Origin of the sequence: Rubritepida flocculans DSM 14296, from assembly GCF_000425365.1 — a bacterium.
In the GTDB taxonomy this organism is placed as follows: domain Bacteria; phylum Pseudomonadota; class Alphaproteobacteria; order Acetobacterales; family Acetobacteraceae; genus Roseococcus; species Roseococcus flocculans.
Genome location: NZ_AUDH01000001.1, coordinates 456,130 through 481,809, shown reverse-complemented (window position 1 = coordinate 481,809; position 25,680 = coordinate 456,130). Strand labels below are relative to the sequence as shown.

The following is a 25,680-nucleotide window of genomic DNA, read 5'->3' as shown; positions in this document are numbered from 1 at the left end:
GACGCGGCCCTGACCGGCGCCGCGCGAGGCCCCATGACGGGCCGCGCCCCATGCGCGACCCCATCCGCCTGCCCATGTATTGAGCAGCCCGCGCCGCGGCAAGGGCGGCAGGCGCGGGATTCGCCACGGCGTTGCGCGGCCGCCGCAACCCCCGCCCGCACCCGCCGCATGGGCCGGGGCGTCAGCGCGGGTGGGTCAGCCCGATCCAGGGGGGATCGAACAGCCCGCCGAGCCGCTCCACCGCGCCGGGAAGGAAGGCGGCGTAGATCCCGCGCTCGACGCCCAGCACCGGGTGCGGGCGGTATTCGATCCGCTCGAAGCCGAGTTCCAGCAGCAGATGCAGCATCAGCGGCGGATTCGGCCCCCACCAGTTCGTCGCGTCCCCCGCCAGGGTGGCGCCGGGGTAGAACACCATCATGGGCCGCGCCTGATCCAGCGCGTCCTGGTAGGTCTCGATCAGCAGCACGCCGCCCGTCACCTGCCGCACCCGCTGCATCACCGCGATCGGGTCGAACAGGTGGTAGAAGACGCCGAGGAACAGCACCACGTCGAAGACGCCGATCTCGGGCGTGATGGCGGTGGGGTCCAGGTCCAGAAGCTCGAAGCGCGCCCCCGTCTCCTCGCGGACCAGCTCGATGGTGGGGCGGGCCTGGAACTGCGGGTGGTTCCAGACGTAGTGGTCGGTGGCGAGCACCCGCGCCGCGCCGCGCCGCTCCGCCGCCAGGGAGAAGGCGCCGTTCCAGGCGCCGATGTCGAGCACGCTGGTCCCGCGCAGCCGGACCGCGCTGAAGATCGCCTCCTCCTCCGCCGCCAGATGCTCCCGGGATTTGAGGCCGGGCGTGACCACCCCGGGGCGCAGCGCGATGCTGTGGAACCAGAACATCCGCGCGATGCGCTCGCGCAGCGCGTCGTCGGAAAGGCGGGCCGCGTCCATGCCCGCGCTATGGCCGGGGCCGCGCAGCCTGGCAAGCGGGGCGGTTGACCGGGCCGCCGCGGCTTGCAGAGTGCGGCCATGCAGCTTCTCGTGCTCGGCGCCGGCGTCGTCGGCCTCGCCACCGCCCATCGCCTCGCCGCCGAGGGCCACCGCGTCACCGTGCTCGACGCCGAGCCCGCCGTGGCCCGCGGCGCCAGCGCGGCGAACGGGGCGCAGCTCTCCTACAGCTATGTCGCGCCCTTCGCCGCGCCGGGGGTGCTGGGCAAGGTGCCGGGCTGGATGCTCGATCCCGACGGGCCTCTGCGCTTCCGGCCCGAGGCCGACCCGGGCCAGTGGAAATGGCTGCTCGCCTTCATCGCCGCCTGCAACCCCACCACGGCGGAGACGACGACGCGCCGGCTGCTGCTGCTCTCCACCCTCTCGCGCGACCTGATGCGCGAGTTCGTCGCCAGCGCCCCCTTCGCCTTCGACCACGCCCCTTCCGGCAAGCTGGTGCTGCAGCCCGATGCGGCGGCGATGGAGGCGGCGCGGCGGCAGATGGCCCTGCAGGCGCGCTGGGGCAGCGTGCAGCAGGCCCTCTCGCGCGAGGAATGCGTGGCGCTGGAGCCCGCCCTGGCCGGCATCGCCCCGCGCATCGCGGGCGGCGTCTTCACCCCCTCCGAGGAGGCCGGGGATTGCCGGGCCTTCTGCGAGGGGCTGGCGGCGCATCTCGCGCGCGGGAACAACCCCGTCACCTTCCGGCTCGGCACGCGGGTGCGCCAGATCATCCGCGCCGAGGGGCGGGTGCGCGGCGTGCTGACCGAGGCCGGCGTGATCGAGGCCGAGGCGGTGGTGCTCTGCCTCGGCCTGGGCGCGCGGGCGCTCGCGCGGCCGCTCGGGCTCGACCTGCCCATCGCCCCGCTCAAGGGCTACTCGATCACCCTGCCGGTGACGCGCGAGGAGGCCGCGCCGCGCCTCAGCGTGACCGACAGCCAGTACAAGATCGTCTATGCGCGGCTCGGCGCGCGGCTGCGGGTGGCGGGCATGGCCGATCTGGTGGGCGCGGATGCGCGGCTGGACGAGCGGCGCCTCTCCACCCTCATCCGCCTCGCCCGCACCGCCTTTCCCGCGGCGGGGGAGTGGGAGGGGCCGCTCGAGCCCTGGGCCGGGCTGCGCCCCGCCACCCCCACGGGGCTGCCCCTGCTCGGCCGCACCCCGGCCGCGCCCAACCTCTACCTCAACACCGGCCATGGCGCGCTGGGCTGGACTCTGGCCATGGGCAGCGCCGCGGTGATCGCGGCGGAGATCGCCGGCCGCCCGCCGCCCATCCCGCTCGAGGGGTTCCGGGTCGCGTCTTGACCCACCCCTTGCACGCTGCCACACAGCCTCGCCCGCGCCCCGCGGGCCAGCCCGCCCGGATTCCCCGGCGCCTGCCGGGCTGACCGCACCCCGCGGACCACCAGCGACAAGAGGCCGAACCAAGCCATGCGCGACAAGGGCGAATACCTGTTCACCTCGGAGAGCGTCTCCGAGGGCCATCCCGACAAGGTGGCCGACCGCATCAGCGACACCGTGCTCGACACCTTCCTCGAGCAGGATCCCTACGCGCGCGTCGCCTGCGAGACGCTGGTGACGACCAACCGCGTCGTCATCGCCGGGGAGGTGCGCGGCCCCGCCTCCATCACGCCCGAGCTGCTGATGCACAAGGCGCGCATGGCCATCCACGACATCGGCTACGAGCAGGAGGGCTTCCACTGGAAGCACGCCCATGTGGAGTGCCACCTGCACGCCCAGTCCGCGCACATCGCCCAGGGCGTGGACGCCTCGGGCAACAAGGACGAGGGCGCCGGCGACCAGGGCATCATGTTCGGCTACGCCTGCAACGAGACGCCCGAGCTGATGCCCGCGCCGCTCTACTACGCGCACCTCATCCTGCGCCGCATCTCCGAGATGCGCCGCAACGGCGACGTGGCGGTGAAGGGCCTGCTGCCCGACGCCAAGAGCCAGGTGACGCTGCGCTACGTGGACGGCAAGCCGGTGGGCGCCACCTCCATCGTCGTCTCCACCCAGCACGTCGAGGGCATGGACCAGGCGCAGATCAAGGCGATGGTGAAGCCCATCGTCGAGAGCAGCCTGCCCAAGGGCTGGATGTGCCCCGATGACGAGCTCTACGTGAACCCCACCGGCACCTTCGTCATCGGCGGCCCGGACGGCGACTGCGGGCTGACGGGGCGCAAGATCATCGTGGACACCTATGGCGGCGCGGCCCCGCATGGCGGCGGCGCCTTCTCCGGCAAGGACCCCACGAAGGTGGACCGCTCGGCCGCCTACGCCGCGCGCTACGTGGCGAAGAACGTGGTGGCCGCGGGCCTGGCGGACCGCTGCACCATCCAGGTGAGCTACGCCATCGGCGTCTCCAAGCCGCTCTCGGTCTATTTCGACCTGCACGGCACGGGCAAGGACATCGACGAGGCGAAGCTCGCCAAGGTGATCGACGGGCTGGTGAACCTCTCGCCCCGCGGCATCCGCGAGCACCTGCACCTCAACCGCCCCATCTACGTCCCCACCTCCAGCTACGGCCATTTCGGCCGCACGCCGGATGCGGAGAAGGGCACCTTCACCTGGGAGAAGACCGACCTGGTGGAGGAGCTGAAGCGCGCCTTCGGCCGCTGAGCCGCGGGGCGTGAGGGCATCGGGGCGGCCTCCGCGCGGGGCCGCCCTTTTTCATGGCGGAGCGCGATGAGCGAGCAGAAGCTGCCCCGGGGCGTGCCGCTGCGCCTCTATGGCCGCCGCCGCGGCCACCCGCTGCGCGCGCGGCAGGAGCGGCTGCTGGCCGAAACCCTGCCCCGGCTGCGCCTGCAGCCGGAGGAGATCGCGCGCCTGCCGCGCCCGCTCTGGCTGGAGGTGGGCTTCGGCGGGGGCGAGCATGTTCTGGCGCAGATCGCGGCCCGGCCGGACGTCACCTACATCGCCTCGGAGGTGTTCGAGAACGGGCTGTGCTCCCTGCTCTCGGCCCTGGTGCCCGAGGGGGCCGAGGCCACGGGGCCGCTGCCCGCCCGGCTCCGCCTCTGGCCGGAGGACGCGCGCGCGCTGCTCGCCGCCCTGCCCGATGGGGCGCTGGAGAGGTTGTTCCTGCTCTTCCCCGACCCCTGGCCCAAGGCGCGCCACGCCAAGCGCCGCTTCGTCCATCCCGCCATGCTGCCGGTGGTGGCGCGGGTGCTGGCGCCCGGGGGCATCTGGCGCATCGCCAGCGATGACCCGACCTACCAGGCCTGGCTGCGCGAGACCTTCGCCGCGCAGCCCTTCTTCGCGCCGCACGCCTTCCACGAGGCGCGGCCCGAGGGCTGGCCGCCGACGCGCTACGAGGCGAAGGCGCTGCGCGAGGGCCGCCGCCCGCTCTACTGGGAGTGGCGGCGGCTGTGACGAGCGGCACGCCGCCTGATTTCCCTGCCTGAGGACCGAACCATCTACCTCTGAGCAGCCGCCGTGAGAGTCATCTGACAACGACCGGACGCCGGCGCGCTTTACGTCACTTTTGGACGCAAGAACCATCGGGACGGCTTTTGTATTCCTGCAAGCAGATTTACATTGCAGCAAGGCGAAAATGCCTCTTTCCGAGTAGAGAATGAACGGCGTCCAGAATGAGTCGGATTTACCCAAATATGGCCTTGCTCGCGTTCCTCGCGCTGCCCATCACTGGGTGCCAGGATCCGGAATGGGCGAACCGAGCAGCCCTTCAGATAGGTGCGCCACGCGCCAACGCGGCAGACATCCGCGCCCGCCAGTCGACGCGCATCGAAGACGCATCCGAACAGCGAGTTCTCGCGGAGGTCACCCAGGTTTTGCAGGATCTGGGCTTCACTATCGAGGAGAGCGCGCCGCGCTACGGTGTGCTTGCGGGCAGCAAGGACCGCGACGCAACGGAGGCGGGCCAAGTGGTCGCCCAGGTTGCCCTGACGATCGGCCTCGCTCTTCTGGGAGTGCACTACAACCCCGTATGGGACACTGATCAGGTAATCCGCGCGACGATCACCACGCGGCCGGCTGGTCCACGAGCGACTGACATCCGCGTTTCATTCGAGCGGGTCATCACGACCAATCAGGGCACTTCCCGCGTTGAAGTGCTAACCTCACCCGAGTTCTCTCAAGGCTTCTTTGAGGCGGTTCGGGCGGGGTTGGCGAGGAGCACATGATGAACCGCCGGGCACTTCTCATCTCGGTCGGCATACTCACGCTGGCCGGCTGTGCGCAGCAGCGGCAAATGGAGTTCGTTGCAAGCCGGAAGCCCGCGACGGAGCTTCGGATCATGCAGACGCGGGTCGTGGACGGCGACGCCGATGATGTTATGCGCGGCGTCATCGCCACGCTTCATGATCTTGGATATCGCATCACCCGCGCCGACGCGGCGACGGCGACCGTGTCCGCAACCCGTGAGGCTAGCCTTCGCTTGGCGGTTGTCGTCCAACCGCGCCCTCCAGGTCAGACAGTTGTCCGCGCGAACGCCTCCCTGCTGGGCGTTGGCCGTGAGGCCCAGATCGACAGCCCCGAGTTCTATACGCGAAATTTCTTCACACCCTTGGCCGAAATGATGCAACGCCAATTGGCCCGGATTGCGGAGGCTGACGCGGCTCCGGAAGCAGCAAGGCCAATTGCGGAGCGAGCCCCCGCACGCAGCGGCAGCAGAGCAGCGCCACCCCCAGCCTCAGAAACACAGGAAACTCCAAGATGATGAATCGAATCGCCATTATGTGTCTTCTTTTGGTGACAGGGTGCGTCGCGCCCGCCGAGCGGCCCGGCCAGCCGGCTCCGGATCAGCGGCTGACTCTCGGGACGGTGCAGCGAGAGATCCGCCAAGGCATGAGTGGCGCGGAAGTCGCTGCAGCGCTCGGCGCTCCAAACATCGTGACCACGGATGAGAGGCGGCGCGAAACCTGGGTTTATGACAGGATGTCAACAGAGCGCGTGACGGCGGCGACCAGCGCCTATGGAACCCTGTTGATTGCCGGCGTCGGAGCCGCAAACGCCGCGGCCACCACCACACAACGGACCCTGACCGTCATCATCCGGTTCGATGAGGCTGGGCGCGTGCGGGACTTCAGCTATCGCTCGAGCAGTTTCTGACGATGCAAAGGCGGGTCATCATGGGCCTCGCGATGCTGGCGGTGGCGCCCCTTGGCTGTGCGCCCACACCGGAACAGCAGGGGGCGGCGATCGCACGCGCTGAACCGTTGCAGGCGGCGCGCGCTCGTGAAACTCGTCGCTTCGACACGGCCAATTTCGGGCTGGTTCTCCAAGCCGCTTTGGGCGCATTGCAGGACACGGGTTTCACTATCGAAGAAACGCAAGCGGACGCTGGGCTGATCACCGCAGTGAAGCTCGGCGACGCGCGCATTCGGGTTCAGGTTTCGGTCCGACGGATACCCGGCCGCGAGGCCACCCTCGCCCGCGTGACATTCCAGCGGGTAGTGCCGCGACCCGGCGCGATGCTGGCGATGGGCGAGGTTTTGGATGATCCGTTGCTTTATCGTGATTTCTTCGAGCGGATGTCGCAGTCTCTCTTTCTGACGGCAAACGAGATTTGAACCCATGCTGCGCACGATCTCCGTCCTGGCGCTCACCCTTCTCTCGGCCTGCCAGCTAGACAGTCGTCAGCAGATTCTTGCGACAACCAACAGTCAGGTCGCTCAACGGGCCATTTCCACTCGCGTTTTCGACACCACGGATCAGCAAGCCGTTTTCAGAGGCGTTATCTCAAGCCTGCAGGATCTTGGTTTTGTCATCGACCGGGCGGACAACGTCTTGGGAACCGTCAGCGCAACACGCTACGGCGCCCAGTTGGTCCGGCTCACGGTTTCCATTCGCCCCGTTGGGCAGGGGCGCATGCAGGTGCGGGCCTCGGGTCAACTCAACCAGCATGAGCTTTCCGATCCCGCACCGTTCCAGCGATTTTTCGAGGCTCTCTCTCAGGCCCTCTTTCTCGACGCGAATCTCATCGACGGATAGCGGTCTTCAACCGCATATCCTTTTCTCAAAGAGGCCTGCCCCACCGCAGCGCCCCTATTCCGCCGTCTCCGGCTCCTTCTCCGCCTCGCCGTCTCCTTCCGGCTTGGGCAGGGCGGCCACCGGCGCCTCGGCGATGTCGAAGGTCAGCGCGCCGTCCACCAGGTTCACCTTCACCGCCCCGCCCTTGACGAGCTTGCCGAACAGCAGCTCCTCGGCCAGCGGCTTCTTGATGTTCTCCTGGATCACCCGCGCCAGCGGCCGCGCGCCGTAGAGCGGGTCGTAGCCGCGCTCGGCCAGCCATTCCTTCGCCGCGCTCGAGAGCTCGATCGTCACGTTGCGGTCGGCGAGCTGCGCCTCGAGCTGCATGACGAACTTCTCCACCACCTGCGCCACGATCTCGGGCGTGAGGCCGGCGAAGGGGATCACGGCGTCGAGCCGGTTGCGGAACTCCGGCGTGAAGAGGCGCTTGATCGCGTCCTCGTCCTCGCCCGAGCGCGCCTCGCGCCCGAAGCCGATGGCGGGCTTGGCGAGATCCGCCGCGCCGGCGTTCGTCGTCATGATCAGGATCACGTTGCGGAAATCCACCGTCTTGCCGTTGTGGTCGGTGAGCTTCCCGTGGTCCATCACCTGCAGCAGGATGTTGTAGAGATCCTGGTGCGCCTTCTCGATCTCGTCGAGCAGCAGCACGCAATGCGGGTGCTGGTCGATGGAATCGGTCAGCAGCCCGCCCTGGTCGAAGCCCACATAGCCGGGCGGCGCGCCGATCAGGCGGCTGACGCTGTGGCGCTCCATGTACTCGCTCATGTCGAAGCGGATCAGCTCGATGCCGAGCGTCTTGGCGAGCTGCTTCGCCACCTCCGTCTTGCCCACGCCGGTGGGGCCGGAGAAGAGGTAGTTGCCGATGGGCTTCTCCGGGTCGCGCAGCCCGGCGCGCGAGAGCTTGATGGCCGAGGCCAGCGCCTCGATGGCGCGGTCCTGGCCGAAGACCATGGCCTTGAGGTCCCGCTCCAGGTTGCGCAGCGTCTCCTTGTCGTCGGCGGAGACGGATTTGGGCGGGATGCGCGCGATCTTCGCGACCACCTCCTCCACGTCCTTCAGCGTCACCGTCTTCTTGCGCTTGTTCTCGGGCACCAGCATGCGCGAGGCGCCGACCTCGTCGATCACGTCGATCGCCTTGTCCGGCAGCTTGCGGTCGTGGATGTACTTGGCCGAGAGCTCCACCGCCGCGCGGATGGCCTCGGGCGTGTACTTCACCTTGTGGTGCTTCTCGTAGTTGGTCTTGAGGCCCTGCAGGATCTTCACCGCGTCCTCGACCGTGGGCTCGTTCACGTCGATCTTCTGGAAGCGGCGGACCAGCGCGCGGTCCTTCTCGAAGTGGTTGCGGTATTCCTTGTAGGTGGTGGAGCCGATGCAGCGCAGCGTGCCCTGCGCCAGCGCCGGCTTGAGCAGGTTGGAGGCGTCCATCGCGCCGCCCGAGGTGGCGCCCGCGCCGATCACCGTGTGGATCTCGTCGATGAACAGCACCGCGCCGGGCTGCGCCTCGAGCTCCGAGACCACGGCCTTCAGCCGCTCCTCGAAATCGCCGCGGTAGCGCGTGCCGGCGAGCAGGCTGCCCATGTCGAGCGAGTAGATGGTGGACTTGGCCAGCACCTCCGGCACGTCGCCTTCCACGATACGCTTGGCCAGCCCCTCGGCGATGGCCGTCTTGCCCACGCCAGGGTCGCCCACATAGAGCGGGTTGTTCTTGGTGCGCCGGCAGAGGATCTGGATGGTGCGCTCGATCTCCTGGTCGCGGCCGATCAGCGGGTCGATCTTGCCCTGCTGCGCCTTCTTGTTGAGGTTGACGCAGTAGGTGGAGAGCGCGTCCTGGTTGCGCCCGCCGCCGCGCGGCTTCTCCTCGCGCTCGCCGCCGCCGGCACCTTCCTCGGGCGCGGGCCCGTTCGTGCCCTGCACCGGGCGCGGCTGGCTGCGGCCGGGCGCCTTGGCGATGCCGTGGCTGATGAAGTTCACCGCATCGAGCCGCGTCATGTCCTGCAACTGCAGGAAATAGACGGCGTGGCTCTCGCGCTCGCTGAACAGCGCGACGAGGACGTTCGCGCCCGTCACCTCGTCGCGCCCGCTGCTCTGCACATGGATGGCGGCGCGCTGCACCACGCGCTGGAAGCCGGCGGTGGGCTTCGGATCGCCGCCGCGGTCGGAGACGAGGCCCGCGAGGTCCTTGTCGAGGAAATCCGTCAGGTCGCGCTTCAGCTTCTCGAGATCGACCCCGCAGGCGCGCAGCACGGTCGTGGCGTCCGCATCGTCGGCGAGGGCCAGAAGCAGGTGTTCGAGCGTGGCGTATTCGTGCCGGCGGTCATTGGCGAGGCCGAGGGCCCGATGGAGCGTCTGCTCGAGGTTGCGGGACAGCATGCTCAGTACGCTCCCCTGTTCATGGGCGGGCCGCGCAAGTCGGGCGCGGCGGCCCGTTGATGGTCAATGTGGTGGCTCTCCCCCTCGCGCGACACCCCGCGCGGCATAACATTAAGGTCACGCGCGCGGCCGAGTCACTCCTTCTCGATGGTGCATTGCAGCGGGTGCTGGTTCTGGCGGGCCAGGTCCATCACCTGCGTCACCTTCGTCTCGGCCACCTCGTAGGTGTAGACGCCGCAGACGCCCACGCCGCGGCGGTGCACATGCATCATGATGCGCGTGGCCTCGTCGCGGCTCTTCTGGAAGAAGCGCTCCAGCACATGCACGACGAACTCCATGGGCGTGTAGTCGTCGTTGAGCATCAGCACCTTGTACATGGCCGGCTTCTTGGTCTTGGGGCGCGGCTTGACGACGACGCCGGTGGCGGGGCCGCCCCCATCCTCGCGCTTGTCGCCCTCGCTCGCGGTGATCGGCGGCGGAAGTCGGTCGGTGCTGTCGAATCGGCGGTGCATGGCAGGCCGGTGGTCCATCCTCTGCGCGGGCAGGATATCGGGTGCGCGGCGCTCAGGAAAAGGGCCTCGCGCACCCGCCGCCCCCGTCGGCGGCGAATCGCCGATCCGGGGTGAAGAAACGCAAAAGGCCCGGACCCCCTGGGCGGGGGCCCGGGCCCGGAGCGGTCCGCCCGGGGCGGTTCAGGCCGCGAGCGGCTTCGCCATCTTCTCCATGGCGAGGGTCACGCGGGCGGTGAGGGGCTCCATGGCCGTCTCAGCCACCTTCATCGCGGCCTCCTGCAGCTTCGCGGTGTCGTTCATCGCGCGCTCGAAGGAGGCCTTGGCGAAGGAGGCCTGGAAATCCGCCGCCTCCTTCAGGCTCTTGACGGAGGAGAGCGTCTTCACGCCCTCGATCGCGTGCTCGGAGAGGGCCTGGAACATCGCCAGCGTCTGGCGGGAGAGATCCTGCACGCCGGTGACGTAGATCTGGCTGGCCTTGGTCACGGCCTCGAAGTTGCCGCGGCCGAACTCCATCGCCTCCTCGGCGGCCTTCATCATGTCGGCGGCGGTCTTGTTCGCCGTCTCGATGCCCTTCTCCACGGCCACGCGCGCCTGCGCGGTGCCCTCCGCCATCAGCTTCTTGGCCTGGGCGGCGCCGTTCTCGGCCGCCGCGGCCATCGCCTTCTTCATCTCAGCCTGGGTCGCCATCGTCTCTGATCCTCGTGCAAGCCGAGGCGGGAGGATCCCGACCACGGCGGTCTTGCTGCAGTGCAGCATGCGAGGGAAATAGCGGCTGGGGCGGCCCCAATCAAGCGATTTTTTGTGCGGCGCACAAGAGCCCGCCCGCGCGCCGCATGCGAAACGGGTGGACAGGCCGGCCCTTCGCTGGTTCAGTGGCTTGCGCAGCCGCGTCGCCGGCCTTGGGGGAGGCCGGGGCGGCAGGCTGCGAAGGGGGTATTCATGGGCGTTCTTCCTCGGCTCGGCCGCGCGCTGGCCGCCGGGCTGCTCTGCCTGGGCGCGCTGGCGGGCCAGGCTTCGGCCTTCACCTCCGGCCCGCGCTATGCCGCCATGGTGGTCGAGGCGCGCACGGGCGAAGTGCTGGCCGCCCATCACGCCGACGAGACGCGCCACCCCGCCTCGCTCACCAAGATGATGACGCTCTACCTGCTCTTCGAGGCGCTGCGCGACGGGCGGCTCAGCCTCGCCTCGCCCATCCGCTTCAGCGCCGAGGCCGCCTCCCGCCCGCCCTCCAAGATCGGCGTCCCCGCGGGCGGCAGCATCTCGGTGGAGGGGGCGATTCTCGCCCTCGTCACCCGTTCGGCAAATGACGTGGCGACGGCGGTGGCCGAGGCCCTGGCCGGCTCCGAGGAGGGCTTCGCCCGCGTCATGACGCAGCGCGCCCGGCAGATGGGCATGGCGCGCACCACCTTCCGCAACGCCTCCGGCCTGCCCGATCCCGAGCAGGTGACCACGGCGCGCGACATGGTGCTGCTCGGCCGGCGGCTGATCCAGGACTTCCCGGACCGCTACCACTACTTCTCCGTCACGCATTTCCAGCACGGGCAGAGGCTGATCCGGAACCACAACGGCATGCTGCTGGACTATCCGGGCGCGGACGGCATCAAGACCGGCTTCATCAACGCCTCCGGCTTCAACATCGTCACCTCCGCCCAGCGCGACGGGGTGCGGCTGGTGGGTGCGGTGTTCGGCGGCCGCTCCTGGGTGGAGCGCAACCAGCATATGGCCGAGCTCTTCGACGAGGCGTTCCAGCGGCTGGGCGTGCGCGCCGCCCCGGCGCTCGCCGCGGCCCAGCCCCGCGTGATGGCGGCACGCGAGGCGGGCGCGACGGTCAGCCCGGCCATGCAGCGCCGCGCCGAGGCGCAGGCCCAGGCGCGGCTCGTCGCGGCGCGCAGCGCCCCGTCCGCGCGCGCCGCGGCCGCGACCCGCCCCGGGCCGGCCGCCTCCCCGCCCCGCGCCGCCGCCATGGCGCGCCCCGCACCGGGCGCCTCTCCGCCGCGCGCGCGCGCGGCGGCGCAGGCCGAGCCGCCCCCGCGCCGCCAGGCGGCGGCCACGCCCCGCGCCCCGGCCGCCGCGAATCGCGCCGCGCAGCCGCGCCCCGCCGCGCGTCCGGTCACCCGCAGCACCGAGGCCCCCCGCGCCCCGGCCACCCGGATCGCGGCGAACTGACCGCACGCCCGGAGCGGCTTGCCGCCACCGGGGCGGCGTGGCACGACTTCTTGCATCAGGTCGAGGAAGCCCGCCCATGGTGAAGCCGCTCAAGAAGGCCGTGATGCCCGTCGCGGGGCTCGGCACCCGTTTCCTGCCCGCGACCAAGGCCATCGCCAAGGAAATGCTGCCGGTCGTGGACCGGCCGCTGATCCAGTACGCGGTGGACGAGGCGCGCGCCGCCGGCATCGAGCAGTTCTGCTTCATCACCGGCCGCGGCAAGACCGCCATCGTCGAGCATTTCGACGTGGCCTACGAGCTCGAGAAGACGCTGGAGGAGCGCGGCAAGACCGACATCCTCGAGGAGCTGCGCGCGCTGGCCATGCCGCCCGGCAGCATCGTCACGGTGCGCCAGCAGGTGCCCATGGGGCTCGGCCACGCCATCTGGTGCGCGCGCAGCTTCATCGGCGACGACCCCTTCGCCATCCTCCTGCCCGACGACCTGATGCTCTGCGACACGCCCTGCATGGCGCAGCTCGCCCAGGCCTATGCGGAGACGGGCGGCAACGTCGTCGCCATCGAGGAGGTCCCGCGCGAGCGGGTGAACAAGTACGGCGTGATCGCCCCCGGCGCGACGAAGGGCAACCTCGTCGAGGTCACGGGCCTCGTGGAGAAGCCGCCGGTGGAGAAGGCGCCCTCCAACCTCACCGTGATCGGCCGCTATGTGCTGATGCCCGAGGTGATCGGCCATCTGGCGAAGATGGAGAAGGGCGCGGGCGGCGAGGTGCAGCTCACCGACGGCATGGCGAAGCTGATCGGCCACCAGCCCTTCCACGGGCTGCGCTATGAGGGCCGGCGCTTCGACTGCGGCGACAAGGTGGGCTTCCTCGAGGCGCAGATCGCCTTCGCGCTGAAGCGGCCCGAGCTTGCGCCCCAGGTGCGCGGCTTCCTCGACCGGTATCGCTGACAGCCCCCTCCTCCGCGCGGAACATCCCGATGGCCGGCTTCTCCCACCGCTTCCACCCCACATCGCTGCGCGAGTACGACATCCGCGGCATCGTGGGGAAAACCCTGCACGGGGCCGACGCCTTCGCCATCGGCCGGGTGTTCGGCTCCATCGTCGCGCGCGGCGGCGGGAAGCGGGTGGCGGTGGGGCGCGACGGGCGCCTCTCCTCGCCGGAGCTCGAGCAGCACCTGGTGGCGGGGCTCGTCGCCTCGGGGATGGAGGTGCTGCGCGTGGGCTGCGGGCCCACGCCCATGCTCTACTTCGCCGCCTATGACCAGGGCACGGACGGGGCGGTGATGCTCACCGGCAGCCACAACCCGCCGGACTACAACGGCTTCAAGATGATGCTGGGCCGCAAGCCCTTCTTCGGCAAGGACATCCAGGAACTGGGCCGCCTCGCCGCCGCCGGCGATGTGGTGCCCGAGGCGCCGGGCGCCGCGCGCGAGGTGGATGTGAGCGAGGCCTACATCGCCCGCATGGCGCGCGACCTGCCGGCCGGCGGCAAGCCGCTCACCGTGGTCTGGGATCCGGGCAATGGCGCGGGCGGGGCCATCACCGAGCGGCTGGTGCGGCGCCTGCCCGGCACGCACCACGTCATCAACGGCGAGATCGACGGCCGCTTCCCCAACCACCACCCCGACCCGACCGTGGCGAAGAACCTCCAGCAGCTCATCGCCAAGGTGGGCGAGGTGAAGGCCGATCTCGGGATCGCTTTCGACGGCGACGCCGACCGCATCGGCGTGGTGGACGGCGAGGGCCAGATGCTCTTCGGCGACCAGCTCCTCGTGGTGCTGGCGCGCGACGTGCTCTCCCGCAACCCGGGCGCGACCATCATCGCCGACGTGAAGGCGAGCCAGGTGCTCTTCGACGAGGTGGCGAAGGCCGGCGGCAAGCCGCTGATGTGGAAGACCGGCCACAGCCTCGTGAAGCAGAAGATGGCCGAGACCGGCTGCCCGCTGGCCGGCGAGATGAGCGGCCACATCTTCTTCGCCGAGAAGTGGTACGGCTTCGACGACGGCATCTATTCCGCCGTGCGGCTGTTCGACATCCTGGCGCGCAGCCCGCAGAGCCTCGCGCAGATGCGCGCCGCCCTGCCGCAGGTGCTCAACACGCCCGAGCTGCGCTTCGACTGCGCCGAGGACCGCAAATTCGCCGTGGTGGAGGAGGTGCGCGCGCGCCTCGCCGCCCAGGGCGCGGATGTGGTGGCGGTGGACGGGGTGCGCGTGAACACTCCCGATGGCTGGTGGCTGCTGCGCGCCTCCAACACCCAGGCCGTGCTGGTGGCGCGCTGCGAGGCGCGCACGCCCGAGGGGCTGGAGCGGCTGAAGGCGCAGCTTTCCGAGCAGCTCGCCGCCTCGGGCCTCGCCGCGCCGGATTTCTCGGGAGAGAACGCGGGGCATTGAGAGGGGCGGCATGCCACGCCGCCCGGATCACTCCCCGCGCAGCGCCGCCCCCGCGGCGAGCGGCGCGAGCGGCGCGGCGAGCGCCAGCAGCGCCGCCTCCAGCAGCAGATAGGGCCGCGGGGCCAGGCCGCTCGCCGCCGCCTCGATGGCCGCCGCGCCGAAGATCACCGCGGGGATGGAGAGCGGCAGCACCAGCAGCGGCAGCAGCACGCCGCCCCGCCGCGCGCCCAGCGTCAGCGCCGCCCCCGCCGCCCCGAACAGGGAAAGGATGGCGGAGGCCAGCGCCAGCGCCAGCATCGCCGCGGGCCAGGCCTCGGTGGGCAGGTTCAGCAGCGCCGCCGCCGCCGGCGTGGCGAGCACCAGCGGCACCCCGGTGGTGAGCCAGTGGCCCAGCGCCTTCCCCGCCGCCAGCGTGGCCGGGTGCAGGCCGGAGAGGAGGAGCTGGTCGAGCGAGCCGTCCTCGGCCTCCGCGCCGAAGAGCCGGTCGAGCGGCAGCAGCGCCGCCAGCAGCGCCGCGGCGAGCAGCGCCCCGGGCGCGAGCCGCGCCAGCAGCTCGGGCGAAGGCCCCACGCCGAAGGGAAACAGCGCCGCCACCAGCACGAAGAACAGCACGGCCGAGAGCGTCTCGGCCGGGTGGCGCAGCGCGAGCCGCAGCTCGCGCAGCAGCAGCGCCCTCACAGCCGCAGCTCCCGCGCGCCGGGCAGGGGCAGCGGCAGGTGGGTGGCGGCCACCACCATCCCCCCCGCCGCCCGGTGCGCGGCGAAGAGCGGGCCGAGCCGCTCGACCGAGGCGGCGTCCAGCCCCACGCTCGGCTCGTCCAGCAGCCACAGCGGCGCGGGCGCCAAGGCGAGCCGCGCCAGCGCCAGCCGCCGCTTCTGCCCCGAGGAGAGCACCCGGGCCGGAAGATCCGCGAGCGAGGAGAGATCGAGCGCGGCCAGCGCCGCCTCCACCTCCCCGCCCCAGAGCCGGGCGAAGAAGGCGAGGTTCTCGCGCGCCGTCAGCGCGGGCTTCACGGCGTCCTGGTGGCCGAGGTAGCGCAGCCGCGCGCCATGGGCCACGCGGTCGGACGCCGCGTCCTCGCCCTGCCACAGCAGCCGGCCCTCGGCGGCCGGAATCAGCCCGGCCAGCAGGCGCAGCAGCGAGGATTTGCCCGCGCCGTTCGCCCCGGTCAGCAGCAGGGCCTCCCCGGGGCCGAGGGTGAAGGAGAGATCGGCGAAGACCAGCCGCTCGGCCCGCCAGCAGGCCAGTCGTTGCGCTTCCAGCACGTGAACGGCGACACCCCCGCCCGATGGACCCTGGCACATCGCCATGCTTAAACCCGGCGCGCAAGTGTTGGGGATGACGCCATGCGCATGATCGGGCAGGACAGCCTCGGGGTCGGGCGCGACCTCCAGGTGGACGGCAAGACCTACAAGTATTTCAGCCTTCCGGAGGCCGCGGCGAAGATCGGCGACATCGCCCGCCTGCCCTTCTCGCTGAAGGTGCTGCTCGAGAACGTGCTGCGCTTCGAGGACGGCCGCAGCTACAGGGTGGAGGACGCGAAGGCCATCGCCGGCTGGCTCGCCAATGGCGGCAAGTCCGACAAGGAGGTGCCCTTCCGCCCCGCGCGCATCCTGATGCAGGACTTCACCGGCGTGCCCGCCGTGGTGGACCTCGCGGCCATGCGCGACGGCATCATCAAGCTGGGCGGCGACCCGCGCAAGGTGAACCCGCTGGTGCCGGTGGACCTCGTGATCGACCACTCGGTGATGGTGGACGTGAGCGGCCGGCCGGACGCGCTGCAGAAGAACGTGGACATCGAGTTCGAGCGCAACGGCGAGCGCTACGAGTTCCTGCGCTGGGGCCAGGAGGCCTTCAACAACTTCCGCGTGGTGCCGCCGGGCACGGGCATCTGCCACCAGGTGAACCTCGAATACCTGGGCCAGGTGGTCTGGACCGCGACGGATGCGGGCGACACCTACGCCTACCCGGATTCCTGCTACGGCACCGACAGCCACACCACCATGATCAACGGCCTGGGCGTGCTGGGCTGGGGCGTGGGCGGCATCGAGGCGGAGGCGGCCATGCTCGGCCAGCCCATCGCCATGCTGATCCCGGACGTGATCGGCTTCAAGCTCACCGGAAGGCTGCGCGAGGGCGTGACCGCCACCGACATGGTGCTGACGGTGACGCAGATGCTCCGCAAGAAGGGCGTGGTGGGCAAGTTCGTGGAGTTCTACGGCCCCGGCCTCTCCCACATGCCGCTGGCCGACCGCGCGACCATCGCCAACATGGCCCCCGAATACGGCGCCACCTGCGGCTTCTTCCCGGTGGACGAGGTCACGCTCTCCTACCTGCGCCTCTCGGGCCGCGACGAGCATCGCATCAATCTGGTGCGCGAATACTGCAAGGCGCAGGGCATGTGGCGCGACGAAACGACGCCCGACCCTGTGTTCACCGACACTCTGGAGCTCGACCTCTCCACCGTGGAGCCGAGCCTCGCCGGGCCCAAGCGCCCGCAGGACCGCGTGGCCCTCTCCGGCGTGGCCGCGGGCTTCGAGAAGGATCTCAAGGCCGGCGTGATGGGCGTGCCGGGCGAGAACGCCGATCTGCGCGTGCCGGTCGAGGGCGCCAACTTCGACCTCGGCCACGGCGATGTCGTGATCGCGGCCATCACCTCCTGCACCAACACCTCCAACCCCTATGTGCTGGTCGCCGCCGGGCTCTTGGCGCGCAAGGCGCGCGCGCGCGGCCTCGCGCCCAAGCCCTGGGTGAAGACCTCGCTCGCGCCCGGCAGCCAGGTGGTGACGGACTACCTCACCAAATCCGGCCTGCAGGCGGATCTGGACGCGCTGGGCTTCCAGACGGTGGGCTATGGCTGCACCACCTGCATCGGCAACTCCGGCCCGCTGCCGGATGCGATGGTGGAGGCGATCGAGAACAACAAGCTCGTCGTCTCGGCCGTGCTCTCGGGCAACCGCAACTTCGAGGGGCGCGTGCACGCCAATGTGCGCGCGAACTACCTGGCCTCGCCGCCGCTCGTGGTGGCCTATGCGCTGGCCGGCAGCACCCGCAAGGATCTGACGCGCGAGCCCATCGGCACCGGCAGCGACGGCAAGCCCGTGATGCTGGCCGACATCTGGCCGAGCCAGCAGGAGGTGGAGCAGGTCGTCCACTCCGTGCTGACGCGGGACATGTTCCAGTCCCGCTACGCCGACGTGTTCAAGGGCCCGAAGCAGTGGCAGTCCATCCGCGTGGACGCGGGCAGCGACACCTATCGCTGGAACGCCGGCTCCACCTATGTGCAGAACCCGCCCTACTTCGAGGGGATGAGCATGGAGGTGAAGCCGCTCGCCTCCATCCAGGGCGCGCGCATCCTGGCGCTGCTGGGCGATTCCATCACCACCGACCACATCTCGCCCGCCGGCAACATCCGCAAGAACAGCCCGGCGGGGAGCTACCTGCTCGAGCATCAGGTGCGGCCCGCGGACTTCAACAGCTATGGCGCGCGGCGCGGCAACCATGAGGTGATGATGCGGGGCACCTTCGCCAACATCCGCATCCGCAACGAGATGGTGCCCGGCGTCGAGGGCGGCATCAGCAAGCACTACCCCTCGGGCGATGTCGCGCCGATCTACGACGTGGCGATGCGCTACAAGGCCGAGGGCGTGCCGCTGGTGGTGATCGGCGGCAAGGAGTACGGCACCGGCTCCTCGCGCGACTGGGCGGCGAAGGGCACCTTCCTGCTCGGCGTGAAGGCGGTGATCGCGGAGAGCTTCGAGCGCATCCACCGCTCCAACCTCGTGGGCATGGGCGTGCTGCCGCTGGTGTTCAAGGAGGGCGAGAACCGCCTGACCCTCGGGCTGAAGGGCGATGAGCTGATCGCCATCCGCGGCATCGAGGAGCTAAAGCCCCGGATGATGCTGGAGCTCGAGATCGCCCGCGCCGATGGCGGCGTGACGCGCACCGAGGTGCTGTGCCGCGTGGATACGGCCGATGAGGTGGAATACTACCGCAACGGCGGCATCCTGCACTACGTGCTGCGCGGCATGGCGGCCTGACACGGCCGGCGGTCACGCCGGAGGTATCGCGCAGGCCGGGTTGCCACCACCCAACGCGGCAGGCCGCGTTGGGGCGCGGTGGGGCGGCGGTGCGCCGAAACACGGGTATGCCGGCGGCCGCGCCGCTGCCGCACGGGGCAAAGCAAGCGGTCGCTGGCATGAGCGCCGCCGCCTTCGGTGCTCTGTTGCGGGGCGCGCCCTGGGCGGGGCGCGCCCCTTCCGCGTTCAGTAGCGGTAGGGCTGGGGCGGGGGCTGCGGGGTGGTGATCACGCCCGTGGCCGCGCCCACCGCGCCGCCGGTCAGCGCGCCGATACCGGCGCCGCGCCAGCCGCCGATGGCCCCGCCGATGGCGGCGCCCGTGCCGGCGCCGATCAGCCCGCCGCCGGCCGCGCGCTGCGCCGGGTCATAGGGGTTGGTGCAGCCCGCCGTGCCGAGCGCGGCGACGAGCAGGGCGGGAAGAACGACCTTGCGCATGGTGGAAACTCCCTTCGGCGGCTGAAGCCGCTGCGGGGAGTGTAGTCGCTCTCGGCTTCGGCCGGAATCGGGAAGGGATGTGGCGGCGGCGGGGCGGGCCCGCATCACCCCCGGCCTTCGCCCGCGGCCGGGGCGGGCCCGCGCAGCCCCGCCAGCGCCCGCCGCAGCAGCGCCTCCGGCGGCTCGCGGATGTCGAGCAGGATCGCCCCCTCCTCCGGCGCCGGCGGCTCCAGCGTGGCGAACTGGCTCGCCATCAGGCCGGGCGGCATGAAATGGCCCGGGCGGGCGGATTGCCGCGCGGCGATGAGCGCGGGGTCGCCGTGCAGGAAGAGCAGCCTGAGCCCGGGCACCGCCTCGCGCAGCCGGTCGCGATAGGCGCGCCGGAGCGCCGAGCAGGCCACCACCCCGCCCGCCGGCTGCGCCGCCAGCCAGGCGCCGAGCGAGGCGAGCCAGGGCCAGCGGTCCTCGTCCGTCAGCGGCGTGCCGGCGCGCATCTTGGCGATGTTCGCGGGCGGGTGGAAATCGTCCGCGTCCGCGAAGGGCAGCGAGAGGGCGCGGGCCAGCATCGGGCCGAGGGTGGATTTGCCCGAGCCCGAGACGCCCATGAGCAGCAGGCGCTCGCTCACGCCTTCGGCGCCTCGAGATGCCCCCCGAAGCCCTTGCGCATCGCCGAGAGCGCCTTGTCCGCGAAGTTCTCCTCGCCGCGCGAGCGGAAGCGCGCGAACAGGCTCGCGGCCAGCACGGGCACGGGCACGCCGTTCTCCACCGCCGTGTCCACCGTCCAGCGGCCTTCGCCGGAATCGCCCACATGGCCGGAATAGCCGGCGAGGTCGGGGTCGGCCGCCAGCGCCTCTGCCGTGAGGTCGAGCAGCCAGGAGGCGATGACGCTGCCGCGCCGCCAGGCCTCGGTCACCTCCTCCAGCGCGAAGTCGAGCGGGGCGGGGGCGCGGCGCAGGAGGTCGAGCCCCTCGGCCATGGCCTGCATCATCCCGTACTCGATGCCGTTGTGGACCATCTTCGCGTAGTGCCCCGCGCCGTTCGGGCCGCAATGCACATAGCCCCGGGCGGGGCGCGGATCGCCGGCGCGGCCGGGCGTGGGCGCGGCGGCGGCCTCGCCGGGGGCGAGCGCGCGCCACAGCGCATCGTGCCGCGCCACCACCTCCGCCTCGCCGCCGATCATCAGGCAGTAGCCGCGCGCGAGGCCCCAGACGCCGCCCGAAGTGCCCACATCGAGGTAGTGCAGCCCAAGCGCGCGCGCCTCGGCGGCGCGGCGGGCGCTGTCCTTCCAGAAGCTGTTGCCGCCCTCGATGATCGTGTCGCCGGGCGCGAGCAGCCCGTGCAGCTCGCGCAGCGCCGCCTCGGTGGCCTCGCCCGCGGGCAGCATCACCCAGAGGCTGCGCGGCGCGGGCAGCGCGGCGACGAGCGCCGCGAGGCTGCCGGCCGGCGTGGCCCCCTCGGCCGCCAGCGCCGCCACCGCCTGCGCGTCCCTATCGAAGCCCGCGCCCGCGATTCCCGCGCGCATCGCCCGCCGCAGGATGTTGCCGCCCATCCGCCCCAGTCCGACCATGCCGAGCCGCATCGCGCTTTCCTCCCGTCGCCGCGGATGATGGAATAGCCGGAACGAGGGAGGAAACCCATGCTCGCCCTGCCCGAGACCGGCCAGGAATGGCCCGCGCTGCGCGAGGCGCTGATCGCCGCGAAGGCGCGCGACTACTCCTGGAAGCGCGGCCGCATGGCGGTGTTCTTCTACTACCTCGACGAGGCGCTGGAGCGCGTGCAGCAGGAGGCCTACCTGCAGTTCTGGACCGAGAACAACCTCGGCCAGCGCGCCTTCCCCTCGCTCGCGCGGCTCGAAGCCGAGGTGATCGAGATGGGACTCTCCCTCCTGCACGCGCCGGAGGGGGCGGGCGGCAGCTTCACCTCCGGCGGCAGCGAGAGCATCTTCCTCGCCATGCTCGCGGCGCGCGAGAAGGGCGGGCGCGCGCGGCCCAACATCGTGCTGCCCGACACGGCGCACCTCACCTTCGACCGCGCGGCCTGGTATCTCGGCATGGAGGTGCGGCGCGTGCCGGCCGATGCCGAACGCCTGAGCGACGTGGCGGCGATGGAGGCGGCCTGCGATGCGCAGACGGTGGCGCTCATCGGCTCCGCGCCCAACTACCCCTTCGGCACGGTGGACCGCATCGCGGCGCTCGGCGAACTCGCGCAGCGGCGTGGCCTCTGGCTGCATGTGGACGCCTGCGTGGGCGGCTTCCTCAACCCCTTCCTGGAGGAGCTGGGCGTCGCGCTGCCCCTCTGGGATTTCCGCGCGCCGGGCGTGACCTCGATCAGCGCCGACATCCACAAGCACGGCATGGCGCCGAAGGGCGCGTCGCTGCTGCTGCTGCGCGACGCGGCGCTGAAGCAGCACCACCGCTTCGAGAGCCGCGCCTGGGCGCGCGGCGCCTATGTCGCGCATACGGCGCAGGGCACGCGGCCGGGCGGCGCGGTGGCGGCGGCCTGGGCCGTGATGCGCCACCTCGGCCGCGCGGGCTATCGCGACTGCGCGCGGCGCATCATGGCGGCGCGCGCGGCCATCGCGGCGGGCGTCTCCGCCATCCCGGAGCTGGAATGCCTGCCCGGCGAGCACGCCATCCTCGTCTATCGCAGCACGGATGCCGCGCTCTCCATCGCCCGCGTCGCGGCCGCGCTGGATGCGCGGGGCTGGCTCGTCTCGCGCCAGGTGGAGCCGGACGGCATCCACCTCCACCTCAACCCGCTGCACGCCGAGGTGGCGGAGGAGTATCTCGCGGACCTGCGCGCCGCGGTGGCCGAGGCGCGCGCCGGCGCGGGGGCGGAGATGGCCGCGGCCCGCGCCTATTGATCAGGCGACGCCGGTGAGCTGCGTGCGCACCAGCTCCGCGAAGCGCCCGCCCGCGTTCACCAGCGTCTGGAAATCGCCGCGCTCGACGATGCGGCCCTGGTCGAAGACCAGGATTTCGTCCGCGTCGCGCACGGTGGAGAGGCGGTGCGCGATGATGAAGGTGGTGCGCCCCGCCATCAGCGCGCGCAGCGCCTTCTGCACCCGCGCCTCGGTGGCGGCGTCCAGCGCGCTGGTCGCCTCGTCCAGGATCAGCACGGGCGGATCCTTCAGCAGGGCGCGCGCGATGGCGAGGCGCTGGCGCTGCCCGCCCGAGAGGCTCGCCCCGCGCTCGCCCACCATGGTGTCGTAGCCCTGCGGCTGGCGCGTGATGAAGTCGTGCGCCTCGGCCATGCGGCAGGCGCGCTCGATCTCCTCCTGCGTGGCGTCGGGGCGGCCCACCAGCAGGTTCTCGCGGATGGTGCGGTTGAACAGCATGCTCTCCTGGAACACCACGCCGATGTTGCGGCGCAGGCTCTCCAGCGTGATGTCGCGCAGGTCGTGCCCGTCGAGGGTGATGCGCCCCTCCGTCGGATCCCACAGGCGCTGGAGGAGCTGCATGGAGGTGGTCTTGCCCGCCCCCGTCGCGCCCACCAGCGCGATGGTGCGCCCCGGCGTCGCCTCGAAGGAGACGCCGTGCAGCACGCGCCCCGAGCGGGGGTAGGAGAAGCCCACCTCCTCGAAGCGCACATGGCCCTGGGCGCGGCCGATGTCCTTCGCGTCGGGGCGTTCGGGCACGCTGCTCACCGTGTCCAGCACCTCGAAGAACTCGCGCACCGCGGGCATCTGGAACAGCATGTAGGAGACGAAGGCCACCGCGTTCTCCAGCCGGCCGATGAGCAGCGTGGCGAAGCCCATGAAGCTCACGATCTCGCCCACGCTCGCCATCCCGCGCAGGTGCAGCACGGTGCCGAGCAGGAAGATGAGGATGACGGTGACGGTGCTGGCCGCGCGCGTCAGCACGTTCACCACGGCCCACCAGTTCAGCACCGGGAACTGGTGGTCCAGCACCTGGCGCATGATGCTGCCGAACATCTTCGCCTCGCTGTTGAGGCGGGTGAAGGACTGCACCACCACCACGTTCGAGAGCGCGTCCTGCGCCGTGCCGGCGAGCTGGGAGTGGAACTGCTCCACCTTCATCTGCGCCGTCTGCGTCTTGCGGATGACGATGGTGGTCAGCACCGTGAACACGACGACGAGGCCGATCAGCAGCAGCCCCAGCCGCCAGTTCAGGAACATGGTCAGCGGCAGCAGCACCAGCGCGGCCACCAGCGTGGAGAGATGCTCGCGGAAGAAGGAGAGCCAGACGCCGAAGAGGTTGTCGCACCCCACCAGCATCACCTTCATCAGCCGGCCCGACTGCACGTCGCCGTGGAAGGCGAGCGGCAGCGCCAGAACGTGCTGGAAGTAGCGCGACATCATGGCCAGCCGGTTGCGGTGGGCCATGCGGTCGGCCAGCAGCGCCACGGCCACATTGGCGCCGATGCCCGTCAGCCCCACCGCGCCCCACAGCCCCAGCAGCACGAAGGCCTGCGCCCAGACGCTTTCCGGCTCCATGCCGGAGGAGCGCGCCAGCAGGTCCACCACCCGGCCGAACAGCACGGGTTCCAGGAACTGCAGGCCGGAGAGGGCGACGGCGGCGGCGGCCAGCGCGAAGGCCACCTTCGCGTCCGGCTTCAGGAGGGCGAGGACGCGGCCGTAGACTCGGAAGAACTCCATGGGCGGGGCCTTGGCGCTCGGGGTTGGCGCGCGAGGGATAGCGCGCGGCGCGGGCCGCGCAAGCGGCGGCTTGAACGGGGCGCGGCAAAGCCGCACTCTGCGCCTCAACAAGACGCAAGGGAGATGTCCATGACGCCCGGATCCACCCGCCGCGCCCTGCTGCTGGGCGGCCTCGCCGCGCCTCTGGCGAGCCCCGCTGCGGCCCAGGCGCAATGGTCGCCCAGCCGGCCCATCCGCCTCGTCGTCGGCTTCCCGCCGGCCGGCACGACGGACATCGCCGCGCGCATCATCGCCGAGCCGCTCTCCCAGCGCCTCGGTCAGCCCGTCACCATCGAGAACCGCCCCGGCGCGGGCGGCAATGTGGGCGCGGACGTGGTGGCCAAGGGCGAGGCCGACGGCCACCTGCTGCTGATGCAGACGGTCAGCGCGGGCGCCATCAACTACCAGCTCTACGGCCCGCGCATCCCCTACAAGCCGGAGGATTTCGCCGCCGTCTCGCTGGTGGTGCGGGTGCCCAACGCCATCTTCGTCAATCCCGGCGTGCGCGCGACGACGCTGGCCGAGCTGGTGGCGCTGGTGCGCGCCAATCCGGGGCGGATGAACATCGGCAGCTCGGGCGTGGGCACCTCGCTGCACATGACGGGCGAGCTGCTGAAGCTCGCCGCCAATCTCGACCTGACGCATGTGCCCTTCCGTGGCGCCGGGCCCATGCTGCAGGAGATCATCGCCGGGCGCATCGAGGTGGGGGTGGACAACCTGCCCTCCGTGATCGGCCATCTGCGCGAGGGGCGGCTGCGGCCGCTCGCCGTCACCACCGCCACGCGCTCGCCCCAGCTTCCCGATGTGCCCACCACGGCCGAGGCCGGCTTCCCGAGCGTCGAGGCCACCGCCTGGTTCGGCGTGGTCGCGCCCGTGCGCACGCCGCGCCCGGTCATCGCGCGGCTGAACCGCGAGATCGAGGCCATCCTGGCCGATCCCGCGATCTGGGGCCGCATGGCCGATCTGGGCGGGATGCGCGCCGAGCTCGCGCCCGGCGGCGGCTCCACGCCCGAGGCCTTCGACGCCTTCATCCGCGCCGAGGTGGCGAAATGGAGCGAGGTGGTGCGCCGCTCGGGCGCGACGGTGGATTCGTGATCCGCCGCCGCCCCCTGCTCGCCGCGCCCGGGCTGCTGCTGCTGCCCGCCGCGGCGCGGGCGCAAGGCTGGGCGCCCACGCGCCCCATCCGCCTCGTCATCCCCTTCCCGCCCGGCGGCACCACCGACCTCGTGGGCCGGCTGGTGGCCGAGCGCCTCGCCCCGCGCCTCGGCCAGCCCGTGGTGGTGGAGAACCGCCCCGGCGCGGGCGGCAACATCGCCGGCGAGAGCGTGGTGCGCGCCGAGCCCGACGGGCACACGCTGTTCTTCACATCCATCGGCACCGGCTCGATGAACTACGCCGTCTATGGCGCGCGCATGCCCTGGCGGCCGGAGGAGATGGCGGCGGTGGGCCTCGTCATCCGCGTGCCGAACATCCTGATGGCGGCGAACCGCCTGCCGGTGCGCAGCGTGGCGGAGTTCCTCGACCTCGCGCGGCGCCGCCAGGGCGAGATCACCTACGGCACCGCCGGCATCGGCACCTCGCCGCATGTGTGCATGGAGCTGCTGGGCCAGGTCACGGGCATCCGCTTCGTGCATGTGCCCTTCCGCGGCTCGGGGCCGATGCTGACGGAGCTGGTGGCCGAGCGGGTGGATTGCGGGATGGACAACATCCCCTCCGCGCTGCCCTTCGTGCGCGAGGGGCGGGTGCGGGGCCTCGCCGTCACCAGCGCCATCCGCAGCGAGGTGCTGCCCGATCTGCCCGTGCTGGCGGACACGGTGCCGGCCTTCGAGGCCACCGCCTGGTTCGGCGTGCAGACCGGGGCCCGCGTGCCGCGCCCGGCCATCGAGCGCATCGGCGCGGAGCTGGACGCCATCACGCGCGAGCCGGATTTCCGCGCCCGCCTCGCCGGCTTCGGCGGGCAGCCGCCGGGCCTCACGCCCGAGGGCGGCACCACGCCCGCCGCCTTCGAGGCCTTCATCGCGGCGGAAATCCGCAAATGGAGCGAGGTGATCCGCGTCGCCAACGTGCGGGTGGAATAGCGCGCCGCGCCCTTCCCAGGCGGGCTCGGAACGGGGATCA

At 71.3% G+C, this 25,680-nt stretch carries 25 protein-coding genes; 15 read left to right on the top strand and 10 right to left on the bottom strand.

What is annotated here, in order from left to right:
* Positions 1-181: 181 nt before the first annotated feature.
* A complete protein-coding gene (locus tag H596_RS19700) occupies positions 182-934 on the bottom strand; it encodes a class I SAM-dependent methyltransferase (protein WP_169579840.1) in 753 nt (250 codons plus the stop codon).
* 78 nt (positions 935-1,012) lie between these two features.
* On the opposite strand from H596_RS19700, the gene H596_RS0102380 reads away from it, so the two are divergent.
* The 8 genes from H596_RS0102380 to H596_RS0102350 all read left to right on the top strand — a co-directional run bounded on the left by H596_RS0102380 (position 1,013) and on the right by H596_RS0102350 (position 6,916).
* The gene (locus H596_RS0102380; protein WP_027283538.1) at positions 1,013-2,272 is read left to right on the top strand and encodes a D-amino acid dehydrogenase; all 1,260 of its coding nucleotides are present in this window, start codon (positions 1,013-1,015) and stop codon (positions 2,270-2,272) included.
* A 126-nt stretch (positions 2,273-2,398) separates the two neighbouring features.
* Positions 2,399-3,586 carry a methionine adenosyltransferase gene (metK, locus tag H596_RS0102375; RefSeq protein ID WP_027283537.1) on the top strand — a complete coding sequence of 396 codons (1,188 nt, stop codon included), beginning with the start codon at positions 2,399-2,401 and terminating at the stop codon, positions 3,584-3,586.
* A gap of 66 nt (positions 3,587-3,652) precedes the next feature.
* Positions 3,653-4,336, top strand: coding sequence for a tRNA (guanine(46)-N(7))-methyltransferase TrmB (trmB, locus tag H596_RS0102370; RefSeq protein WP_027283536.1), 684 nt, complete (start codon positions 3,653-3,655; stop codon positions 4,334-4,336).
* Between the two features lie 239 nt (positions 4,337-4,575).
* The gene (locus tag H596_RS19695; protein ID WP_051212258.1) at positions 4,576-5,106 is read left to right on the top strand and encodes a hypothetical protein; all 531 of its coding nucleotides are present in this window, start codon (positions 4,576-4,578) and stop codon (positions 5,104-5,106) included.
* Positions 5,103-5,642, top strand: coding sequence for a hypothetical protein (locus H596_RS23710; RefSeq protein WP_156909999.1), 540 nt, complete (start codon positions 5,103-5,105; stop codon positions 5,640-5,642). Before H596_RS19695 ends, H596_RS23710 begins: the two co-directional genes overlap by 4 nt.
* Positions 5,639-6,034 (top strand): hypothetical protein, encoded by a 396-nt coding sequence (locus H596_RS0102360; protein ID WP_027283535.1) that lies wholly within the window; start codon positions 5,639-5,641, stop codon positions 6,032-6,034. The genes H596_RS23710 and H596_RS0102360 overlap by 4 nt, the downstream gene beginning before the upstream one ends.
* A 20-nt stretch (positions 6,035-6,054) precedes the next feature.
* Entirely contained in the window at positions 6,055-6,495 is a 441-nt protein-coding gene (locus H596_RS0102355) for a hypothetical protein (RefSeq protein WP_156909998.1), read from the top strand.
* A gap of 4 nt (positions 6,496-6,499) precedes the next feature.
* The gene (locus tag H596_RS0102350) at positions 6,500-6,916 is read left to right on the top strand and encodes a hypothetical protein (RefSeq protein ID WP_037299568.1); all 417 of its coding nucleotides are present in this window, start codon (positions 6,500-6,502) and stop codon (positions 6,914-6,916) included.
* A gap of 54 nt (positions 6,917-6,970) precedes the next feature.
* On the opposite strand, the gene clpA is transcribed toward H596_RS0102350, so the two are convergent.
* The 3 genes from clpA to H596_RS0102335 all read right to left on the bottom strand — a co-directional run bounded on the left by clpA (position 6,971) and on the right by H596_RS0102335 (position 10,524).
* The gene (clpA, locus tag H596_RS0102345) at positions 6,971-9,325 is read right to left on the bottom strand and encodes an ATP-dependent Clp protease ATP-binding subunit ClpA (protein ID WP_027283532.1); all 2,355 of its coding nucleotides are present in this window, start codon (positions 9,323-9,325) and stop codon (positions 6,971-6,973) included.
* A gap of 134 nt (positions 9,326-9,459) precedes the next feature.
* Complete coding sequence (gene clpS, locus H596_RS0102340; RefSeq protein ID WP_051212257.1) at positions 9,460-9,837, bottom strand: ATP-dependent Clp protease adapter ClpS; 378 nt, start codon at positions 9,835-9,837, stop codon at positions 9,460-9,462.
* A 180-nt stretch (positions 9,838-10,017) separates the two neighbouring features.
* Complete coding sequence (locus H596_RS0102335; RefSeq protein WP_027283530.1) at positions 10,018-10,524, bottom strand: phasin family protein; 507 nt, start codon at positions 10,522-10,524, stop codon at positions 10,018-10,020.
* 252 nt (positions 10,525-10,776) lie between these two features.
* On the opposite strand from H596_RS0102335, the gene H596_RS22680 reads away from it, so the two are divergent.
* From H596_RS22680 to pgmG, 3 genes are all read left to right on the top strand, one after another.
* Positions 10,777-12,003: a D-alanyl-D-alanine carboxypeptidase family protein gene (locus H596_RS22680; protein ID WP_051212255.1), complete on the top strand. Its 1,227-nt coding sequence runs from the start codon at positions 10,777-10,779 to the stop codon at positions 12,001-12,003.
* Between the two features lie 76 nt (positions 12,004-12,079).
* The gene (galU, locus tag H596_RS0102325; protein ID WP_027283529.1) at positions 12,080-12,949 is read left to right on the top strand and encodes a UTP--glucose-1-phosphate uridylyltransferase GalU; all 870 of its coding nucleotides are present in this window, start codon (positions 12,080-12,082) and stop codon (positions 12,947-12,949) included.
* A gap of 29 nt (positions 12,950-12,978) precedes the next feature.
* Positions 12,979-14,391: a phosphoglucomutase/phosphomannomutase PgmG gene (gene pgmG / locus H596_RS0102320; RefSeq protein WP_027283528.1), complete on the top strand. Its 1,413-nt coding sequence runs from the start codon at positions 12,979-12,981 to the stop codon at positions 14,389-14,391.
* 27 nt (positions 14,392-14,418) lie between these two features.
* Here pgmG and ccmB read toward each other — a convergent pair whose 3' ends face one another.
* Positions 14,419-15,069, bottom strand: coding sequence for a heme exporter protein CcmB (gene ccmB, locus H596_RS0102315; protein ID WP_027283527.1), 651 nt, complete (start codon positions 15,067-15,069; stop codon positions 14,419-14,421).
* Positions 15,066-15,656 (bottom strand): heme ABC exporter ATP-binding protein CcmA, encoded by a 591-nt coding sequence (ccmA, locus tag H596_RS0102310; protein ID WP_027283526.1) that lies wholly within the window; start codon positions 15,654-15,656, stop codon positions 15,066-15,068. Before ccmA ends, ccmB begins: the two co-directional genes overlap by 4 nt.
* Before the next feature lie 81 nt (positions 15,657-15,737).
* On the opposite strand from ccmA, the gene acnA reads away from it, so the two are divergent.
* Entirely contained in the window at positions 15,738-18,431 is a 2,694-nt protein-coding gene (gene acnA, locus H596_RS0102305) for an aconitate hydratase AcnA (RefSeq protein ID WP_027283525.1), read from the top strand.
* A gap of 225 nt (positions 18,432-18,656) precedes the next feature.
* Here acnA and H596_RS22675 read toward each other — a convergent pair whose 3' ends face one another.
* The 3 genes from H596_RS22675 to gnd all read right to left on the bottom strand — a co-directional run bounded on the left by H596_RS22675 (position 18,657) and on the right by gnd (position 20,484).
* Positions 18,657-18,905, bottom strand: coding sequence for a YMGG-like glycine zipper-containing protein (locus H596_RS22675; protein ID WP_084602511.1), 249 nt, complete (start codon positions 18,903-18,905; stop codon positions 18,657-18,659).
* 104 nt (positions 18,906-19,009) lie between these two features.
* Positions 19,010-19,531, bottom strand: a complete 522-nt coding sequence (locus tag H596_RS0102295; RefSeq protein WP_027283524.1) for a gluconokinase — start codon at positions 19,529-19,531, stop codon at positions 19,010-19,012.
* Positions 19,528-20,484, bottom strand: coding sequence for a phosphogluconate dehydrogenase (NAD(+)-dependent, decarboxylating) (gnd, locus tag H596_RS0102290; protein WP_027283523.1), 957 nt, complete (start codon positions 20,482-20,484; stop codon positions 19,528-19,530). The genes H596_RS0102295 and gnd overlap by 4 nt, the downstream gene beginning before the upstream one ends.
* A 57-nt stretch (positions 20,485-20,541) precedes the next feature.
* Here gnd and H596_RS0102285 point away from each other — a divergent pair, with 57 nt between their 5' ends.
* Positions 20,542-21,768: a pyridoxal phosphate-dependent decarboxylase family protein gene (locus H596_RS0102285; RefSeq protein ID WP_027283522.1), complete on the top strand. Its 1,227-nt coding sequence runs from the start codon at positions 20,542-20,544 to the stop codon at positions 21,766-21,768.
* Here the strand turns inward: H596_RS0102285 and H596_RS0102280 are convergent, their stop codons facing one another.
* Positions 21,769-23,523, bottom strand: coding sequence for a glucan ABC transporter ATP-binding protein/ permease (locus tag H596_RS0102280; protein WP_027283521.1), 1,755 nt, complete (start codon positions 23,521-23,523; stop codon positions 21,769-21,771).
* Between the two features lie 129 nt (positions 23,524-23,652).
* Here H596_RS0102280 and H596_RS0102275 point away from each other — a divergent pair, with 129 nt between their 5' ends.
* Together H596_RS0102275 and H596_RS0102270 are read left to right on the top strand one after the other, a co-directional pair.
* Positions 23,653-24,657, top strand: coding sequence for a tripartite tricarboxylate transporter substrate binding protein (locus H596_RS0102275; protein WP_051212253.1), 1,005 nt, complete (start codon positions 23,653-23,655; stop codon positions 24,655-24,657).
* Positions 24,654-25,640 carry a Bug family tripartite tricarboxylate transporter substrate binding protein gene (locus H596_RS0102270; protein ID WP_245583931.1) on the top strand — a complete coding sequence of 329 codons (987 nt, stop codon included), beginning with the start codon at positions 24,654-24,656 and terminating at the stop codon, positions 25,638-25,640. The genes H596_RS0102275 and H596_RS0102270 overlap by 4 nt, the downstream gene beginning before the upstream one ends.
* The last annotated feature ends 40 nt before the right edge of the window (positions 25,641-25,680 follow it).